This is a genomic window from Curvibacter sp. T50 (assembly GCF_057219955.1).
The window spans coordinates 300,860-319,993 of the sequence record NZ_JBXVVU010000002.1 but is presented as its reverse complement, the minus strand read 5'-3'; the positions used below and the strand labels follow the sequence as shown (position 1 = coordinate 319,993).

At 59.4% G+C, this 19,134-nt stretch carries 15 protein-coding genes; 1 reads left to right on the top strand and 14 read right to left on the bottom strand.

What is annotated here, in order from left to right; translation table 11 throughout:
* Nucleotides 1–10 precede the first annotated feature (10 nt).
* Nucleotides 11–4,789 (bottom strand): glutamate synthase-related protein, encoded by a 4,779-nt coding sequence (locus AC2EBU_RS10780; protein ID WP_484610421.1) that lies wholly within the window; start codon nt 4,787–4,789, stop codon nt 11–13.
* A 142-nt stretch (nt 4,790–4,931) separates the two neighbouring features.
* Complete coding sequence (locus AC2EBU_RS10775) at nt 4,932–5,660, bottom strand: transposase (protein WP_484610420.1); 729 nt, start codon at nt 5,658–5,660, stop codon at nt 4,932–4,934.
* A 153-nt stretch (nt 5,661–5,813) separates the two neighbouring features.
* Between AC2EBU_RS10775 and AC2EBU_RS10770 the strand changes: the two genes are divergently transcribed.
* Nucleotides 5,814–6,137, top strand: coding sequence for a BON domain-containing protein (locus AC2EBU_RS10770; protein WP_484610419.1), 324 nt, complete (start codon nt 5,814–5,816; stop codon nt 6,135–6,137).
* On the opposite strand, the gene AC2EBU_RS10765 is transcribed toward AC2EBU_RS10770, so the two are convergent.
* The 12 genes from AC2EBU_RS10765 to AC2EBU_RS10710 all read right to left on the bottom strand — a co-directional run bounded on the left by AC2EBU_RS10765 (nt 6,131) and on the right by AC2EBU_RS10710 (nt 19,116).
* Nucleotides 6,131–7,006 (bottom strand): class I SAM-dependent methyltransferase, encoded by an 876-nt coding sequence (locus AC2EBU_RS10765; protein WP_484610418.1) that lies wholly within the window; start codon nt 7,004–7,006, stop codon nt 6,131–6,133. The genes AC2EBU_RS10770 and AC2EBU_RS10765 overlap by 7 nt on opposite strands.
* Nucleotides 7,003–7,602 (bottom strand): DUF1415 domain-containing protein, encoded by a 600-nt coding sequence (locus AC2EBU_RS10760; protein ID WP_484610417.1) that lies wholly within the window; start codon nt 7,600–7,602, stop codon nt 7,003–7,005. The genes AC2EBU_RS10765 and AC2EBU_RS10760 overlap by 4 nt, the downstream gene beginning before the upstream one ends.
* A 257-nt stretch (nt 7,603–7,859) precedes the next feature.
* Nucleotides 7,860–9,101, bottom strand: a complete 1,242-nt coding sequence (locus tag AC2EBU_RS10755; protein ID WP_484610416.1) for an MFS transporter — start codon at nt 9,099–9,101, stop codon at nt 7,860–7,862.
* Nucleotides 9,098–10,303 carry a deoxyguanosinetriphosphate triphosphohydrolase gene (locus AC2EBU_RS10750; RefSeq protein ID WP_484610415.1) on the bottom strand — a complete coding sequence of 402 codons (1,206 nt, stop codon included), beginning with the start codon at nt 10,301–10,303 and terminating at the stop codon, nt 9,098–9,100. The genes AC2EBU_RS10755 and AC2EBU_RS10750 overlap by 4 nt, the downstream gene beginning before the upstream one ends.
* 37 nt (nt 10,304–10,340) lie before the next feature.
* Nucleotides 10,341–11,468, bottom strand: a complete 1,128-nt coding sequence (gene aroB / locus AC2EBU_RS10745) for a 3-dehydroquinate synthase (protein ID WP_484610414.1) — start codon at nt 11,466–11,468, stop codon at nt 10,341–10,343.
* Between the two features lie 104 nt (nt 11,469–11,572).
* On the bottom strand, nt 11,573–12,076 hold the full coding sequence (locus AC2EBU_RS10740; RefSeq protein ID WP_484610581.1) for a shikimate kinase: 504 nt from the start codon (nt 12,074–12,076) through the stop codon (nt 11,573–11,575).
* Between the two features lie 20 nt (nt 12,077–12,096).
* Nucleotides 12,097–13,923 (bottom strand): Ig-like domain-containing protein, encoded by a 1,827-nt coding sequence (locus AC2EBU_RS10735; protein ID WP_484610413.1) that lies wholly within the window; start codon nt 13,921–13,923, stop codon nt 12,097–12,099.
* Nucleotides 13,924–13,968: 45 nt separating this feature from the next.
* Nucleotides 13,969–16,092, bottom strand: coding sequence for a type IV pilus secretin PilQ (locus AC2EBU_RS10730; protein WP_484610412.1), 2,124 nt, complete (start codon nt 16,090–16,092; stop codon nt 13,969–13,971).
* Nucleotides 16,089–16,634 carry a pilus assembly protein PilP gene (locus tag AC2EBU_RS10725; RefSeq protein WP_484610411.1) on the bottom strand — a complete coding sequence of 182 codons (546 nt, stop codon included), beginning with the start codon at nt 16,632–16,634 and terminating at the stop codon, nt 16,089–16,091. The genes AC2EBU_RS10730 and AC2EBU_RS10725 overlap by 4 nt, the downstream gene beginning before the upstream one ends.
* The gene (locus AC2EBU_RS10720) at nt 16,631–17,305 is read right to left on the bottom strand and encodes a type IV pilus inner membrane component PilO (RefSeq protein ID WP_484610410.1); all 675 of its coding nucleotides are present in this window, start codon (nt 17,303–17,305) and stop codon (nt 16,631–16,633) included. Before AC2EBU_RS10720 ends, AC2EBU_RS10725 begins: the two co-directional genes overlap by 4 nt.
* 12 nt (nt 17,306–17,317) lie before the next feature.
* Nucleotides 17,318–18,040: a PilN domain-containing protein gene (locus AC2EBU_RS10715; RefSeq protein ID WP_484610409.1), complete on the bottom strand. Its 723-nt coding sequence runs from the start codon at nt 18,038–18,040 to the stop codon at nt 17,318–17,320.
* On the bottom strand, nt 18,037–19,116 hold the full coding sequence (locus tag AC2EBU_RS10710; RefSeq protein ID WP_484610408.1) for a pilus assembly protein PilM: 1,080 nt from the start codon (nt 19,114–19,116) through the stop codon (nt 18,037–18,039). Before AC2EBU_RS10710 ends, AC2EBU_RS10715 begins: the two co-directional genes overlap by 4 nt.
* Nucleotides 19,117–19,134 lie beyond the last annotated feature (18 nt).

Genomic DNA, 19,134 nt, shown 5'->3' with positions numbered 1-19,134 from the left:
GTTTCTCCGCTTAAGTGGTCGACTTCGCTTCTTTTTTGGTAGCGTCAGATGACCTTTTCACGCTGGGTATGGCGTGTTTTTTCGCAAAAATCTCGCCAAGCGCACGCTTGTACTCGGTTGGGAAGACTTTGACGAACTTTGCCCGGGACTCGACCCAGTTGTCGAGCAGTTCGCGCGCCCGTCGGCTACCCGTCCAGCGGTTGTGTTCTTCGAGCAGCTTGCGCAATTGCGCTTCGTCGGTCTGTCCACGGTGCCATACGGCACGATCCACGGTTTCTTCCTGCTCCGCCGCTGCCACCACCTTTTCAAGGCTGACCATGGCGGTGTTGCAGCGTTTGGCAAACTGACCATCTTCGTCATAGACGTATGCGACGCCACCCGACATGCCGGCTGCAAAGTTGCGCCCGGTTTTGCCGAGCACAACGACCGTACCACCGGTCATGTACTCGCAACCGTGGTCGCCCGTGCCCTCCACGACCGCCGTCGCGCCCGACAAACGCACCGCAAAACGTTCCCCGGCGACACCGCTGAAGAAAGCTTCGCCGCTGGTGGCGCCGTACATCACGGTGTTGCCGACGATGATGTTGCGGGTGGCTTCGCCGCGAAAGTCGATGCTGGGGCGCACCACCACGCGGCCACCGGACAAGCCTTTGCCCGTGTAATCGTTGGCGTCGCCGATCAGGTACAGCGTGATGCCATTGCAGAGGAACGCGCCAAAGGACTGGCCGCCTGTACCTTCCAGCTGGATGCGGATGGTGTCGTCGGGCAAGCCCTCGGGATGCACTTTGGTAACCGCGCCGGACAGCATGGCGCCCACCGACCGGTTGACGTTGCGGGCGACCTCCATGAACTGGACTCGCTCTCCGCGATCAATGGCGGGGCGCGACTTTTCGATCAGACGCTGATCCATGGATCGCTCAAGGCCATGGTCTTGGGTGGCGACGTGAAAACGCGGGACCTCGGCTGGGGCCTGCGCCGTCGCCAGAAGACGGCTGAAATCAAGTCCGCGCGCTTTCCAATGGGCGATGCCTTTGCGCATGTCCAGCAGGTCTGCGCGTCCGATCAGGTCATCAAATTTGCGGATGCCGAGTTGGGCCATGATCTGGCGAACCTCCTCGGCGACAAAGAAGAAATAGTTGACCACATGCTCGGGTTTGCCGGCGAACTTGCGTCGCAATGCCGGATCCTGGGTTGCCACGCCGACCGGACAGGTGTTGAGGTGGCACTTGCGCATCATGATGCAGCCCTCGACCACCAGCGGTGCAGTCGCGAATCCGAACTCGTCAGCGCCCAGCAGGGCGCCAATGGCTACGTCACGGCCGGTCTTCATCTGCCCGTCGGCCTGCACACGGATGCGCCCGCGCAGGCGGTTCAGCACCAAGGTCTGCTGCGTTTCCGCCAGTCCGATCTCCCAGGGGCTGCCCGCATGTTTGATCGACGACCAGGGCGAAGCACCAGTACCGCCATCGTGGCCCGCGATCACGACGTGGTCTGCTTTGCACTTGGCCACGCCGGCGGCAATCGTGCCAACCCCGATTTCCGACACCAGTTTCACACTGATATCACTGTGGGGCGCGACGTTTTTCAGGTCATGGATCAGCTGGGCCAGATCCTCGATCGAGTAAATGTCGTGGTGCGGCGGCGGCGAGATCAGGCCCACACCCGGGACACTGTGGCGCAACTTGCCGATATAGTCCGACACTTTCCCACCAGGCAGCTGCCCGCCTTCGCCCGGTTTGGCCCCTTGGGCCATCTTGATCTGGATTTGATCGGCGCTGCTCAGGTATTCGGCGGTGACACCAAAACGGCCCGATGCAACCTGCTTGATGCGCGAGCGCAGGGAATCGCCGTCCTGCAGCGGCAGGTCGACTTCGACGACGTCGGCTCCGATCACACTCTTGAGCGATTCACCCTGGCGGATCGGGATGCCCTTGAGTTCATTCCTGTAGCGAGCCGAATCTTCACCACCCTCGCCCGTGTTGCTTTTGCCGCCGATACGATTCATGGCGACCGCCAGTGTGGCGTGGGCTTCGGTGGAGATCGACCCCAAGGACATGGCCCCCGTGGCAAACCGCTTGACGATTTCTTTGGCTGGTTCGACCTCTTCGATTGGAATCGCGCGGCCGGGGTCGACCTTGAACTCGAACAATCCGCGGAGCGTCATGTGGCGGCGGCTCTGGTCATTGACGATCTGGGCGTATTCCTTGTAGGTGCTCCAGTTGTTCGAGCGCGTGCTGTGCTGCAATTTCGCGATGGCATCGGGGGTCCACATATGCTCTTCGCCACGAGTGCGCCACGCATACTCGCCACCGCTATCCAGCATGGAGGCGAGGACCGGGTCGTTTCCGTAGGCCGCCGTGTGCATACGGATAGCCTCTTCCGCTATTTCGAAGACACCGATACCTCCAACCCGACTTGCGGTTCCGGTGAAGTATTTCTCCACCGTCGCACTGTCAAGTCCGATGGCTTCGAAAAGCTGGGCGCCGCAGTAGCTCATGTAGGTGCTCACGCCCATCTTGGACATGATCTTGGACAGGCCTTTGCCGATTGCCTTGATGTAGTTGTAGATGGCTTTCTCGGCGGAAAGGTCACCAGGGAGGCCACGGTGAATGCTACGTACCGTCTCGAGTGCCAGGTAAGGGTGAACCGCTTCGGCGCCGTAGCCGGCAAGAACGGCAAAATGGTGCACTTCGCGCGCGGTGCCCGTCTCGACGACAAGGCCGGCGGTCGTGCGCAGTCCTTCCCGCACCAGATGCTGGTGAATCGCCGACATGGCAAGCAGGGCCGGGACGGCGATGCGGGATGCGCTGACCTGCCGATCGCTCACGATCAGAATGTTTTTGCCCCCCTTGATGGCATCAACCGCTTCGGCGCACAAGGACGCCAGTTTTGCCTCGACACCTTCCTTACCCCATTGCGCCGGGTAGGTGATATCCAAGGTCGCACTGCGGAATTTGCCCTGTGTCGAGGCTTCGATCTGGCGCAGCTTGGCCATATCGGTCTCATCGAGTATGGGCTGGCTGACTTCGAGCCTCATCGGAGGATTGACCTGGTTGATATCCAACAGGTTGGGCTTCGGTCCGATGAATGAGACCAGCGACATCACGATCGCTTCACGGATCGGATCAATCGGCGGGTTGGTCACCTGCGCAAACAGCTGCTTGAAATAGTTGTACAGCGGCTTGTTTTTGTCGGAAAGCACGGCAAGCGGGCTGTCGTTGCCCATTGAGCCAATTCCCTCTTCGCCATTGGCCGCCATCGGACTCATGAGGAAGCGGATGTCTTCCTGCGTGTAGCCGAAGGCCTGCTGCAGGTCCAGCAGCTCGGGCGCGATCGCTTGCGCCCCCCCCACTTGAGGTTCTGTGCGGGAGACCGGACTTTCACCCCCATCTTCTCCAGCGACGGGCTGCTCCACGTCGTCCAAACGAATGCGCAGGTTCTCGATCCATTGCTTGTAGGGCTTGCTGTTGGCGAGGTTTGCCTTGAGCTCTTCGTCGTCAATCATCCGGCCCTGCTCCAGGTCAATCAGGAACATCTTGCCGGGCTGCAGGCGCCATTTGCGTACGATCCTGTTTTCGGGAATCGGCAGCACGCCGGACTCTGAGCCCATGATGACCAGGTCGTCATCGGTCACGCAGTAGCGCGAGGGACGCAGCCCATTGCGATCCAGCGTCGCGCCGATCTGTCGACCATCCGTGAACACGATGGACGCGGGGCCGTCCCAGGGCTCGAGCATGGCTGCGTGGTATTCATAGAACGCTCGCCGACGCGGGTCCATCAGGGTATGTTGCTCCCAAGGCTCCGGGATCATCATCATGACGGCCTGGCTGATCGGGTAGCCAGCCATGGTGAGAAGCTCCAGGCAGTTGTCGAACGTGGCCGTGTCCGACTGACCGGCAAAACTGATCGGATAGAGCTTCTTGAGGTCGTCCGCCAACACGGGAGACGACATCACGCCTTCGCGAGCTTTCATCCAGTTGTAGTTTCCCTTGACGGTGTTGATTTCGCCGTTGTGGGCAACATACCTGTAAGGGTGAGCCAGCGGCCACTCCGGGAATGTGTTGGTCGAGAAACGCTGGTGAACCAGTCCGAGGGCCGAAACACACCGCGGGTCCTGAAGGTCCAGGAAATAGGTACCGACCTGGTCGGCCAGCAACAGGCCCTTGTAGACCACCGTGCGACTGCTCATGCTGGGCACGTAATACTCTTTGCTGTGCTTGAGCTTGAGGGCCTGGATGTGGGCGCTGGCGGTCTTGCGGATAACGTAAAGTTTGCGCTCCAGCGCGTCCTGTACGATGACATCGGCGCCTCGGCCGATGAAAACCTGCCGCATGATCGGCTCTTTCTCCCGGACCGTCGGAGACATGGGCATGTCTTTGTTGACGGGCACATCGCGCCAGCCGATCAAGACCTGTCCCTCCGCCTTGATCGCACGTTCAAGCTCTTGCTCACAGGCCTGCCGACTGGCGTGTTCCTTGGGCAGGAAGACCATGCCGACACCGTATTCACCCGGCGGAGGAAGATCAATCCCGGCCTGGGCCATTTCCTGTCGATACAGCGCGTCAGGAAGCTGGATCAATATGCCCGCCCCGTCGCCCATGAGTTTGTCCGCACCCACGGCGCCGCGGTGGTCGAGGTTCTCAAGAATTTTCAGTGCCTGGCCGACGATTGCGTGGCTTTTCTGGCCCCTGATATGGGCGACAAAACCGACGCCACAAGCGTCGTGCTCCTGGCTTGGGTCATACAGACCCGTTTCGTGCAAGTGTTGTTGTTCAGTTGCCGTGGTCATGGCGCACTCCTTCCGATACTCAGATGCCTCAAGCTTAGTGCACTGCAACAAAAATGCCAAGCGGAATTAATTGGGGTCAGAGCAATATATGCGCGCAACTCATGACCGATAATTTTAAACAGGGACATGTTCAAATAATTGTTTAGTTTGATTTTTTTCTATTTTCCTCAGTGATTGGACCTGATGGCCGTTTGTGCGGGCGTCCGGGTTTTCCTTTGCTCAACGGCCGGGAGGTGACTTTCTCCAGGTTCTGGATAAAGTCAGTGTCGCCAAGCACCCGGCCGCTTTGGATTGCTGTAGCGATCCGTTCCTGGAACGGTGCATCGAGCCCCTGATGCACCAAACTGGCGTACGCCGCCTCCCGCGCAAAGGGGGTGTCACCCAGAGTCCAGTAAGGCGGCGGCGCAACCAGAAATCGCGACACACGATGGCCTGTGTAATGCTCTGCGCTCGTCCGCAAGGGCAGTTCCTCGAACAGACCGGTTTGCGCCAGACCCGGCCTGCGATCAAGGAATATCATGGCGGCAAGAAGCGTTGCGCCAGGCTGCACCAGCAGGCTTCGGAAACGGCCCGCCCACAAAGCCCCGAGCCGCCGATGGCGGGTATTGACCCATCGGACATAGCGCCGCCCGATGTCCTGCATGAAGGCGGAAATCCCCGACTCATCGTCGGGAGTTGCCAATATCTGGAAAGCATCCGGCGCGAGTCGAAATCCATGGACAGCTACTTGCCGGTTTGATGCTGCCTCTGAAACCATGCCCAGAAAAGCATCCGCATCGGACTCATCAAGAAACACCCGAAGTCCGCCGCTTGCTGTCTGGGTCAGCAAGTGGGCATGACCTGCCAGGCTCAACCGGGGTAAACGGGCCATAGATGGAGTGAACTGAAGTTTTTATGCGGGCGAATGCGGGGGACGCCGCGTTAATATTTAACCCGTCTGCAATGACCGTGACCGGTCATTGTCGTCGAACCGATCGGGTCGGTTTCGACCGGTCGGAAACCCCATGAAGAAGGCCCACGCAACATGATCAAACTTTCGACGACCTGCCTGGCGGCACCTATGTTGGCCACGACCCTGATTGCCTGCGGTGGCGGCTCCTACCAGCACCGAACGGAAACCGGCAATACGGTCGCCAATTCGATGGACCTCCATTTGGCTGAACGTGTCCGACATGCCCTGGCTGCTGACGAGCGAGTCGCGGCCGGTTCCCTGACGGTGAATGTCCGTGAAGGGGTTGTCTATATCTCTGGAAGCCCGCGTGATTCTGCCGCCCGTCAGCAGGCGGTCGTAACCGCACGCCGGGTACCTGGCGTGCGGTCGGTTGTTGACAACATGGGCTTCTACTGAGCCAGGCGAAACCGGCTTTCGAGCTGTTCGGTCAGGCCGAACTCAGCGAGCAGGGCCTTTAGCCTGTTCGCAGAACTTTGCTTGTGTTGCCCGGTGAAGCGGGCCAATATGAGCTCATTTTTCAGGCTGTGTTCCCAGCCCACCAGTTCCGTCACGGTGACCTGGTAGCCGCTGGCTTCCAGATAGAGGCAGCGCAGCACGTTGGTGAGTTGACTTCCCAGTTCCCTCGCATGCAAGGGATGCCGCCACAACTCGGCCAGCGGCGTTCGGCTGAGCGACAGCGCCTTGCTGGCATTGAGCGCACGCGCAACCTCAGCCTGGCAGCAGGGCACCAGCACCATGGCCCGGGCATGCTTTTGCAGACCGAATGCAATTGCGTCGTCGGTTGCGGTGTCACACGCATGGAGTGCAGTTACCAGGTCGATACGATCGGGGATCTCCCGTGCATCCACCGATTCCGCCACCGTCTGATTCAGAAAACGCATGCGTTCGAAGCCCAGTCGCTGCGCCAGTTCGCGCGATCGCAAGACCAGTTCCTCCCGAGACTCGACCCCGAACAAGGTTCCGACCGGGAGCTGCTTGAAATACAAGTCGTAAATGATGAAACCGAGATAGGACTTTCCTGCCCCATGGTCGGCCAAGGTGACGCCGCGATCTGGGGCACCGAGATCGTTCAGTATCTTTTCAATGAACTGCAACAGGTGATAGACCTGTTTGAGTTTGCGGCGCGAGTCCTGATTCAACTTTCCGTCGCGGGTCAGGATGTGCAACTCCTGCAGCAAGCCAAGAGACTGCCCGGCGCGCACCTCTGGCGGCAGAACCGGCGCGGCTGCTTTTGCACGCCCGCCGGCGGACTTTGCCCCTTTCACGTGGAAATCTCCCTGCCGGTTGGCGATGGCGGGCCCGCTTCTGTTTGGCTATGTGCCCCGACATCCAAACCAAGCCATCCCGCTTCTCCCAGATCCCGCAGAGTCTGCATATTCGCTTCAAAGATGGTCTCGGCCTCAGGGAACGCGGCCACAGCACGGTCAATGCTGGTCTCTCGGATCAGATGCAATGTGGGGTAAGGTGACCGGTTCGTCGCATTGGTAATGTCCTCGGATCGGGTGCCGTAAAACTGAAATCGGGGATGGAAACTCGCGATCTGCAGCACGCCCTCCAGGTCCAACTCCTCCAACACCGCTTCGGCTTCCTCCAGAAAGTCGTTGAACTCCAGGAAATCGGGATACTGATCCGGCAGGATGAGCAAGCTGGTTTCCCGGACCGCTGGGTCCATCCGGGCCAGATCAATCAACTCCTGTCCGATCTGTTTGCGCAATTCTTCTTGGCCGCATGCCCGGAGCACGCCATAGTGGATCTGCCCTTTGGAATAGGGCGCTTTGGCGAAGGGGCACAAGTTAAGTCCAATGACCGCGCGCACCAGCCAGCGACGGGTATCTTCAACGATCTGCTCATCAGATGTCATGGGAAACACTCAGGTAACGCAATCAATCAGCAAAGGGGTGACTCGGACGATCAGTAACGCCTCACGACGGCCTCCGGGTCTTGAGCCGTGAAGGCCCGACCCGACCACCGGTTTCTTCGCCAACATCCTGATATTGTCGCCCTGCGGCGAGCTGATTGGCCGGCCGGATGTTGTCCTGCCGGTCGACCAAAACCAAAAAAATGAGCCCTCGGCGGATCCACGCACGGCGGCAACGTTGATATTGCGCCGGGCCTGTTTCAGTCTTGAGTCCGATGATGATTGGACGGGATTCGGCACAGAAGCCACCATGCCAACAGGCATCCGATGAACGAGAAAGTCCCGGTCACTATCCAGGTCTGGCCCCAGGAGCCTTGCCGGCCGGCCAGCAAGGCAACCGCTGGCGGGCCCAGGAACTGCCCCGCCGAGGACCATTGCTGCATCCAGCCTACCGTCGTCGATACCGTATCTGCGCGGGGTGCGAGCCGCACCGCCAGAGTGAACAATGTCCCGGGAACCAGGCCTCCAACCGCCGAGAAAAGGCATACACCCATGAACCGAAGACCGAACGGCGCCGCCAGAGTGTCGCTGAACGCAGTCCACGCACCAAATGCAAGCCCTCCGTATCCCGCCCACAAGATCATCTGTGGCGTGTATCCCGCCGTGAGCAGCCGCCCTGCGGCGATGTTTCCGGTCAGGTTGATTCCTGCAGCCAGTGCGGTCAATGGCGCGACCAAGGCGGGGGAAACGGCGGAATCTCCGTACATCTTTGGCAGAAACCCAATCACCGCCAGCCATTGACTCGAATAGACAGCAAAACAAGCGGCCAACAACCAGGGTACCGGGCTGGCCAAGGTCAATCGCAGCCTTTCACCGAACGAGACCACTGTCGCTTCAGACCTGGCCTCCGGGTGTTGACACACACGGGGAAACGGCGGGTCGGCCGGCACACCAATCCAGACAGCGACAAACAAGCCGATCGCTGCGAGACCCAGTCCACTCCACCACACGGGCCAGCCACCGGCGCCAATGACCGTTGGTCCCAGCAACAGGGCCGCTGCCGTTCCAATCGGCATGTAAGCGCCCCAGACTCCCAGCATGGCTGCGATCTGTTGAAGCGGCACCAGACGCCGGATCAGGGCCGGCGCCGGCAAAGCCACCAGCAGCAGCCCCAGCCCCTCCAGGCCGCGCAACCCCAGCAAAAGAGGTACCGAAACGGTGCGCGCGCCGACCAGGCTGCCAGTTGCCAGAAGCGCCAGGCCCACGAGAATGCTGCGGCGCAGGCCCCAACGGTCTGCCATCAGCCCCACCAACAGCCCCAGGCTCATGCCGGCGAGTTGTACAAATGAAAGCAGAAAACCGGCCTGAGGGAGCGTCAGTCCGATTTGCGCCTGCAGGACCGGAATGGCAGGTGGCAGCTTGCCGACATGCAGTGCCGCGCACCCCCCGGCCGCCACCACAAGCCAGGCGGCAAAAGGGACTGCGGAACGGGAGTCCGTCATTCGATCCGGCCATGCGCCGCATCGCCGGCGAAGATGCGCAGCCCCGTATGCCGGTGGTGCTCGCGCATTGCGTACCGGTCGGTCATACCGGCAATATAGTCAGCGACGGTTCGTGCTGTCTGACGCGGGTCGCCGTCAGCCTGATCGATGCGTGTCATGAACCCGGCTGGCATCTGGGCCGGGTTGGTGCGATAGATTTCGAAGAGTTCCTGAATGATCTGTCGGGCCCGTGCCGTTGTCTCCATCACCTGGGAATGCCGATAAAGGTTGTGCATCAAGAACGTTTTCAGACGCTGACTGGCCTGCTGCATCGGGCCGCTGAAAGCCACCAACCCGCGCTGGGCGCGTACCGCAGCCACGTCGGGCGGAGCAGCGCGCTCCAGCGCTCCTCTGGTCGTCTCGATCAGGTCGTACACCATGGCACTGAGCATGCGGCGAATGCTTTCGTATAAAAGCCGCCGATCCGTGGACTGGCTGGCCAGCCCGGGGTGCTCCACCAGGGTTGCGTTCAGGTAGTTGCCGAGCAAGCTGGCTTGCGCGACCTGCTCAAGGTCGATGAGTCCGGACCGCACCCCATCGTCGATGTCGTGCGCGTTGTAAGCAATTTCGTCGGCCAGGTTGCACAACTGCGCCTCGAGGCTGGGTGAGTTTCCGTCGAGAAAGCGCCGGCCTACGCCTTCCGGTTCAACGGCTTCGATTGCCAGTGCGTTTGTGCGACTGCAATGCTTCAGGATGCCCTCTCGGGTTTCGAACGTCAGGTTCAGTCCGTTCCATTGGGGATATCGTTCCTCCAGATGATCGACCACCCGAAGGCTTTGCAGGTTGTGCTCGAAACCGCCCCAGGGCGCCATGCAGGCATTGAGGGCGTCTTGACCCGCGTGTCCGAAGGGCGTGTGCCCGAGGTCGTGGGCCAGCGCGATCGCCTCTATGAGGTCTTCGTTCAGCCCCAACGAGCGCCCTACGGAACGACCGAGTTGCGCGACCTCCAAGGAATGCGTCATACGAGTGCGAAAGAGGTCGCCCTCGTGATTCAAAAAGACCTGCGTTTTATAGACCAGCCGCCGAAATGCGGTGGAATGCACGATCCGGTCCCGGTCCCGCTGGTATTCAGTGCGGGTGGGGGCCGGTGGTTCCGCGTGGAATCGGCCACGACTGCCGGCCGGATGGCTGGCATACCGCGCCAGATTCCCTTTTTCAAGCATTTTCCGCCAAAATCCAGCGTGAAATGGTCATAGTATGCTATGCTTTTTGCTGGACTAGCGAACACCTTTCGATCACGCGGCGGACGACCAGATCATCGGCGGCACGCAGACAGGCGTTGCCGAGACCGTCCACCACAATAAACCGGATCGCACCCGCTTCGGCCTTCTTGTCGACCCGCATCAGCGCGAGGTAACGACCCGCGTTGTCCTGCGGGTCCAGCATTGGCGCGGTAACGGGCAAACCCGAAGCCCGCACCAAGGCCGTGAGCCGTTCGACAAACGTCGACGGTACCAGGCCCATTTCCGCAGAAAGATGGGCGGCCATGACCATGCCGCAACCGACGGCCTCCCCATGCAACCATTCGCCATATCCCAGTCCGGCTTCAATGGCATGACCGAAGGTGTGCCCGAAGTTCAGGATCGCCCGCAGTCCGGTTTCGCGCTCGTCCTGACCGACGACCCAAGCCTTTATCTCGCAACTACGGCGGACCGCATAGGCCAGTGCCTGGGGGTCGCGTTCAAGCAAAGTGTCCAGATTGGCCTCGATCCACGACAAAAAGGTCATGTCGGCGATCGGACCGTATTTGATGACCTCGGCCAAACCCGCAGACAACTCTCTCGGTGGCAAGGTCTGCAGCGTGCCCAGGTCACAAACGACCAATTGGGGCTGGTAGAACGCGCCGATCATGTTCTTTCCCAACGGATGATTGATCGCTGTCTTTCCCCCGACCGAGGAATCCACTTGGGCGAGCAAGGTCGTCGGCACCTGCACGAAGGGCACACCGCGCATGTAGCACGCGGCGGCGAAACCGGTCATATCCCCCACCACCCCACCGCCGAGTGCATAAAAGACCGTCTTGCGATCGCATTCTGCCGCGAGCACCGCATCAAACAGGCGATTCAGCGACTCCCAGGTCTTGAAGGCTTCGCCATCGGGCAGGGCGACCACCTGCACCTGGCGATGCCGCAACTGCAGTGCGGCCTGGAGGCGCGCCGCATACAAAGGCCCAACCGTGGTATTGGTGACAATGACCGCCTGGGCACTGCTGCCAATGTGGGCATAGGTATCTGCCTGATCAAAAAGCTGGGTGCCGATACGAATGGGATAACTTCGCTCGCCGAGGGCAATGGATACGGTCTGGTTCGCCACTGTTGAATTGCTCATGGCTGCAAGTGTAGAGGCTGTGCTGCTTGCGCTTTCACTGGTCGGGCATGATCGTCGCGCCCTCAAGCCATGTACGTGGCCAGGCCAACGCCCCGTTGGGGACCTCACGCTTTGGTTCGGGTGCCTGCGAGATCGAGTTGCATTTCGACCATGTTGACCAAGGTCGCAACCGAGGGACGCCCGGTTTCCAGGGTGAAATGTGCGGTCTGGCGGTAAAGGGGATCGCGCTGTGAATACAAGTCACGCAGACGCGCCAATGGGTCCGCGACCTGGAGCAGAGGTCGACTGGTATCGTGCCGCAGACGCCGAAACAGCGCCTCGGGGGTAGCGCGCAAGTAGACCACTGTCGTGCGATCACGGAGGTGAAGGCGGTTTTTTTCCCGCAAAACCGCGCCGCCACCGGTTGCCAATACGATGTCATCGCGAAGAGTCAGCTCGTCAATCGATGACTCTTCCCGGTCGCGAAAAGCAGCTTCACCCTCTCGTTCGAAGAACTCACGGATCGGGCAGCCGATTTGCTGCTCGATCATCTGGTCGGAGTCAACGAAGCGAACTCCCAGTCGGCGAGCCAACTGCCGCCCGATCGTCGACTTGCCCGAACCGGGCATCCCTATGAGGGAAACTCGGGTCAAAGCGGGTTGGTACAGGTTGCCGTCTGTCCGTATGGGCTGCTCGCGCCGGCCGGCGATGCGTCTCCTTGGGCGTCAGAGGCAAGAATCGGCAAAACAAACGGGATCGATTTGCGGGACTCCGTGCCGCCCACCAGGCCACGAGCAACGACATCCAATTGGACCCACAGGGCATATTGCTCGCCATAGCGCAACCGGAACGCCGCCCGCCCGTTGGCGTCGGTTGTCACCGATCCCGGGGCTACGGCAACCACATTGCCAGGCCACAGTATGCCGTCCCTGTTCTCATCGACATCACCAATGTCAAGGAAGCCATCCCGATTCACATCCTCGTTGGCGCAAATCGCCGTAACGACCTGGCCCCACCTGCCATCCGCCGACTTCACCATGTACCCTTTGGCGTATAGAGTTGGGATCGCAGAGAGCGCAATGTTCTGTCCACCAACGGCCACCCCATTGGCGTCGGTCACGTAGACCGTGAACTCCTTTTCGTAGGTGGTCTGGTCGAGATTCGACATTTCGTTGCCAAATCCGATCGAAATGAAGAGCGCCTGGGCATTCACCGTCATTGCAGCTGTTGCAACGATCGACGTTGATGCCACCTGAGCCTGAATGACCACACCACCCGCAGGTGTGGTGTTCGCGCCGGGGATGAACTGTACCTGGGCGCGCCCGTTGCTGTCGGTGGTTGCCACGCCAGGCGACAGTGTGCCGTTGCTGACGTCCTGAAGGGTTGTGAAATTGACCTGCCGATTTGCCACGGCATTTCCCGCGGCATCGCGCACCAAGGCTTCCACCGTCGCCTGATTGCTTGACCCGCTACGGTTCGGCGCCACTGCCGCCGGATTGGCCTGGAGCACCAATGTCGCCGGCGCCACGGCAACAAACTGGAGTGGCAAATTGACCTGGCCAGCGCCAGCAATCTGCGCGGTGATAACCGCCGGGCCCGCCGTAGCGGACCGAACGGTGATGGCTGCTTCCCCCGACGCGTTCGTTACCACTGCGGCTGAGGATACCTGCCCGCGGGTCGTACTGAAAGTGACCGTTCGACCTTCGATCCCTGCGCCGGAAACCCGATACCGCACGGTGACCGTCTGGTCCTGCTGCACCGGCACCAACGTATTGGCGCCGGGGCTCATGACGGAAAAATCGGTCGCATTGACTGAAATGTCTATGGATGCGCTGGTGCCAAGGCCGGTCACGGTCAACTTGTCCGTTCCCGCATTGTTGGGGGTGTACACCACAACCCCGCTGCCCGAGGAGTCGGTGGTAATTTCTGCGGGGCTGACAGCGTTTCCGAGCGCGGATGCGACTTTGATGACCGAACCGGGAATGGCATTTCCAACTGAATCGATGGCCCGAACCGTGAACTGGGTCGCCGATCCGCCCGCCTGCAGCGCCGGGCTTCCAGCAATGGAAAGGCGAGTTCCGGTGACCGGAATCACGATCTGGCCACTGGCACTGCCGGACGTAACCGTCACGGTGATGTCTCTTTGCGCTTTGTTCGCACCCGCGCTGAGACGGGCCGTCACCGCACCACTGGCGTTCGACAAGGACGAATCGACCGTAATGACACCCGATGAGGCGGTGAATTTCACCTCCTGCGCAGCGAGGCTGACGTTCGCCGCACTTTTGACAAATGCCGTGATGACTACCTGATCGCCCGCCGATGCGACGGAAGCCGCTGATGTCAGCACCTCAACCGCTGCCGCAGTGGAGGTTGGTGCCGTCACTCCCGGCTGAGTTCCGGCGCTTCCGCCACCACCACCACAGGCTACAAGCCCTATCGCCACAAGGCCAGCCAACAATTTTTTGAACAGACGCATTGTTTGATCCCTAAACCTGAAAATTTCGATCCGAAAAACTGAGAATCAACGGGCTCCCACCCGTTCGTTGATCATTTTCGGCGTGATGAAGACCAAGGTTTCTTGCTTGCGCGCACTGCGTTCGCGCGCTTTGAACAGGTTGCCGATACCGGGAAGTTCGCCAAGGACAGGTACCTTGGTTTCCGTTTCGGCTTCTGTCAGTTCGAAGATGCCTCCGATAACCACGGTACCGCCGTTTTCTACGAGCACCTGGGTCTTGATGTGTTTGGTATTGATGGCAATGCCCTGAGCCGTCGTCTCACCGCGGCTGTCCTTCGTGACATCGAGGTCAAGAATGATGTTGCCTTCAGGGGTGATCTGCGGCGTGACTTCGAGTTTCAGGTTCGCTTTGCGAAACGCAACGGAAGTGGCGCCACTGGCCGTCGCCTGCTGATAAGGGTACTCCGTGCCTTGCTCGATCAATGCCTTGGTCTGGTCAGCAGTCACGACACGAGGACTGGAGACGATCTTTCCGCGACCGTCGGCCTCCAGCGCTGAAAGCTCCAGATTGAGAAACCGGTTGGCAGTGCTGCTGAACAGTGACAGCGCGAAAGTCGCCGGGGAATAGCCCCCCTGCCCGATTGCGGGCATGTTGACGAAGTTGCTGAGCGGACTCGCGCCGGTTTGTCCGGTGGCCCCCGAAACAGCGTCATAGGATCCGCCAACGGCAACTCGATGGGTTCCGCCAACGGAATAGCCGGCGTCTCCGCCGCGGACGCCGCGCAGATCGCCACCGCCGAGACGCACACCGAGCGACTTGCCGAAACTGTCCGATGCTTCGACGATGCGAGCTTCGATCATGACTTGACGAACGGGTACGTCCAGCTTTGTCAGCAGCTCTTGCACCGCTTGCAGACGGCCGGGTATGTCAGAAACAAAAATCTGATTGGTCCGGGGTTCCGCAACAACTCCCCCACGCGAACTGAGTATGCGCACGTTACCGGCGCCGCCGGAATTGGCAACCAACTGGGCTGCTATCTCAGCTGCTTTAGTGTAGTTCAGCTGGAACGCCTGCGTTCGGATGGGCTCCAACCCCTGGATTGCCAGTTGAGCTTCGAGATCCTTTTTCTCTTTGGCCGCGATTTCATCCTTTGGCGCGATCCAGATCACATTGCCGGTCTTACGCATGCCCAAACTGCGCGCATTCAGAATAATGTCCAAAGCCTGGTCCCAAGGGACATCTTTCAAACGCAGGGTCACGGCACCTGTTACGGTGTCAGAGGTCACGATATTGAAGTTCGTGAAGTCGGCAATAACCTGCAGCAATGCCCGGACCTCAATATTCTGGAAATTCAACGAAAGCTTCTCGCCGGTATAAGTGGGCTCGCCACCGGTTTTCGACTTATCGGCTTTCTGAGCACGAACCTCGATTACAAACTGGTTGTCGCTCTGATAAGCGCTATGTTCCCATTGACCGCTGGGTTCGATGACCATCCTTACCCGCTCGCCTGCCTGGAACGTCGTCACCGAACGCACCGGTGTTCCGAAATCGCTGACATCCAAGCGTCGTCGTAGCCCTTGAGGCAACGACGACTTCAGGAACTCCACCACAAGAGTCTGTCCTTGCTGCTTGATGTCGACGCCAACCTGATTGTTCGGCAGTTCGACAACAACGCGACCTGCACCATCACTGCCGCGACGAAAATCGACATCGCGCAATGCCAGCTGCTCCTGACTTCCTTCCGACGCGAAAACGTTGGCACTTGCAGGTGCTGAAGTAGCCGCTCTAACCGGATCCAGAATGACAAATAGACTCTTGCCACGCAATTCGGTTTTATATCCTGTCGTCTGCTTCAAATTGAGGACGACGCGGGAACGATCACCTGCCTGAACAACATTGACCGATCGAAGGTTACCCTGGTTGACCTCGACGTTCTGACGCCCCAAACCGCTACTGAACGAGGGAAAATCAAGTGCGATCCGCGCAGGCGACTGCACCGTAAAGCCGGTCGGCGGAGCCGTCAGAGGGACGCTGAGGTCAATGCGAACGATCTCGGCGCCGCCCTGTTGGCTGCCGGAAACCGCCTCAATGACATTTTGGGCCATGGCAACGGCACCGATCAGACAGGCTCCGAGGGCAATGAAGGCTCGGGCGCAAAGTCGGCCAGCCGGTATGGTTCGGTTTTTCATTTGCTCCTCTCCTGCAGTTGCAGCGCCGTTGGACGTTCAATCCATTCACCGGCAGCGTCTTGCACGATCTCGCGCAACGTCATTTCCGTTTCGGTAATTTTCATCACGCGCCCGTAGTTCTGCCCCATATAGTTCCCCGGTTTGACCTGGTAGAGCAAATTGTTGATCTGGACCAATGCAACCAATTGACCTGCCTTGTTCAGGCTACCTACCATCCGCATAGCATCCAATGGAATCGCCTCCAACGGCTCCTTCCTGCGATTCAACTCTGGGGCAACCAAGGCGGCATTGGCGGTGGCTTTGGTCGTGTCCTGCTTTAGTGCCTGGGTCAGCTTCTCATTGCTGAAAGGATCCATCTGCTCTACCGGTCGGTAAGCTTGCGGCGTAAACTTTTTCGGCTCAGGCAATGGCGCGACTTTTGGACGGACCTGCGCCTTTTGCTCATTCATCCACTGCTGAATATCGGCAGAACCGCCACCCAGACACCCGGCCAGAAGACCCGCGAGCGCCCCCATGGGCACCCAGACCAAAACCTTTTTCATTTGCTGGCTCCCTTAGCCGTCGGCGCCGCTTTCCGCTGGGCGGCGACCTCGTCTGGGTCCAGGTAACGGAACGTCTTGGCTGTGGCATTCAACGCCAACACGTTGTCACGACTTGGCTGAACGGAGAGATTGTTCAACGTCACAATGCGTGACAAGTGTGCGATATCCGAGGCGAAAGCGCCGATATCGTGGAACCGACCCGTTACACGTATCGTGATCGGTAGCTCGGCGTAGTATTCCTTTACGGTCACCTGGCCGGGCCGAAACAGCTCGAACTGGAGACTTCGACCAATACCCGCCTGGTTGATATCGGACAACAACGCCTCCATTTCCGACTTGCTCGGCAGTTGTTTCTCAATCTGGGTTACGTATTGCTGTACCTGTTCACGCTGCTTCTTCAGCGGTTCCAAATTCACCGCCTGCGTCCACTTTTTCGTGAACTCTTCTTTGAGTTTGGATTCCTGCTCGCGCTCCGTCGCCAAGGTTTCATCATGACCTCGCACCCATGCGAACCACAATGCCGCGACGACACCGACAGAGACCACAAGTAACAACAGATACCGTGGCGCCGCGGGCCAGGATGCAGGGTCTTCCGGCCGGATGCCGGAGAACTGCTTGCGCAGACCTTCCACGTAGGCATTGACGTCAAAGCGCTTGCTATTTTCTGCCATCTCTTACCCCGTTCAGTTCGGTTTGGCAGCCGAAGCGGCGGCGGCTGTGCCACTGGCGGTGGTCAAGGCGACCGATGCGGTCGGCGAGGCAACCGAAGCTGGCGCCGACGCCGTCCGCGCGCCCTGGCCTACCACAGCCGATGCGGGTGCTGAAGCAGCCGAAGCGCTCACAGCACTCGCTCGCTGCATCTGAACCCGAATCACAAAGTTGGCCACCTTCCGCAGATCGCGAGGTCCCAGACTGACCGAACTGGCAACAATCTCGACCAGTTCGGGTTTCGTAAACCACGGTGTGTTGTGGCCCAGATTGCGCAGAAACTCCGCGATCCTCTCATTCGACTGGGCGACACCCCGAACCGTGATGAGCAGGTTTTCCTGCCTCATGTCGATGATGTACACCCCGGGAGGCATCTGCCGCACGATCTCTTCCAGAAGGTGGACCGGCAAATTCCGATCCGACTGCAAATCCTCCACAGCCTCCTGGCGGGCCCGCAGGGCAGCGATTTCTTGCTGCAAAGTTGCAATGTCCTTGATCTGAACGTCTAGCCGTTTTATTTCCGCCTGCAAGAAAGTGTTCTTGTCGCGTTGACTGTTGATCTGCGCATCAAGCCAGAAGTAGATACCCGTCGCGACCACAGCACCAAAGACAGCCGCGATTCCAAGGGAGACAAAAAAAGCCTCGCGCCGTTGTTTGCGCGCCGCTTCACGATGCGGCAAGAGGTTGATAAGGATCACAGCAGGAACCTCCGCATGGCCAAACCACACGCGGTCAGGTAGGACGGAGCCTCCCGCCGGAGCTTTTTCTCACGCACACCGCTGGAAACGGCCATTTCCGCAAATGGATCGACAACGGAGCAGGCAAAGGAAGTCTGTTTCGTAACGGTCTCTGTCAATGCGGGCAATGCCGCTGACCCACCAGCAAGCATCACGTAGTCGACGCGGTTATATGGCGTACTGGTAAAGAAGAATTGCAGCGCCCGGCCAACTTCCTGGGCGACACTCTCTACAAATGGTTGCAGAACAGCCGTTGCGTAATCTTCGGGGAGCTCATTGTTGCGCTTCTTGTTTTCCGCTTCCTCCGGCGTAAAACCGTAATGGCGCACGATGAGTTGTGTAAGCTGTGCTCCGCCGAACGCTTGATCACGGTCATATAGCAATTCCTGATTGCGTATGACTTGCATGCTCGTGGTAAACGCGCCAATCTCGAAAAGCGCGACAACGGAATCCAGGCCTTTGTTCGGCAGCGCCTCTATCAAACGGCCCATTGCCAGACGAGCGGCATAAGATTCCACGTCAAGAACGACGGGTTTCAACCCAGCAGCTTCCGCCAACCCTTGGCGGTCCTGAACCTTGTCCTTGCGGGACGCCGCAATGAGGACGTCGACATCACCCGGCGAATTGGCGGTCGGCCCTACGACACAGAAATCCAGACTCACCTCATCCAAAGAAAACGGAATGTACTGGTTGGCTTCCGATTCAACCTGTATTTCCAGCTCTTGCTCGCTCATGCCCCCGGGCAAAACGATTTTCTTGGTAATGACCGCCGACGGCGGAAGTGCCATCGCTACGTTCTTGCAACGGGTACCGCTCTTCTTGACAACGCGACGCACGGCTTCGGCCACTTCATCGAATTTCTCGATATTCCCGTCCGTGACCCACCCCCGCTCCAAGGGTTCCATGGCGCAACGCTCCAGAACCAACTGTCCGGCCGCGTCCCGCCCGAGCTCAACAAGCTTCACGCTGGATGAACTTACGTCCAACCCGATCATCGGAGCGGGTTGGCGACTGAATAATGACCCGAATGAGATCAAGTCGGTCCCCTGAAACTG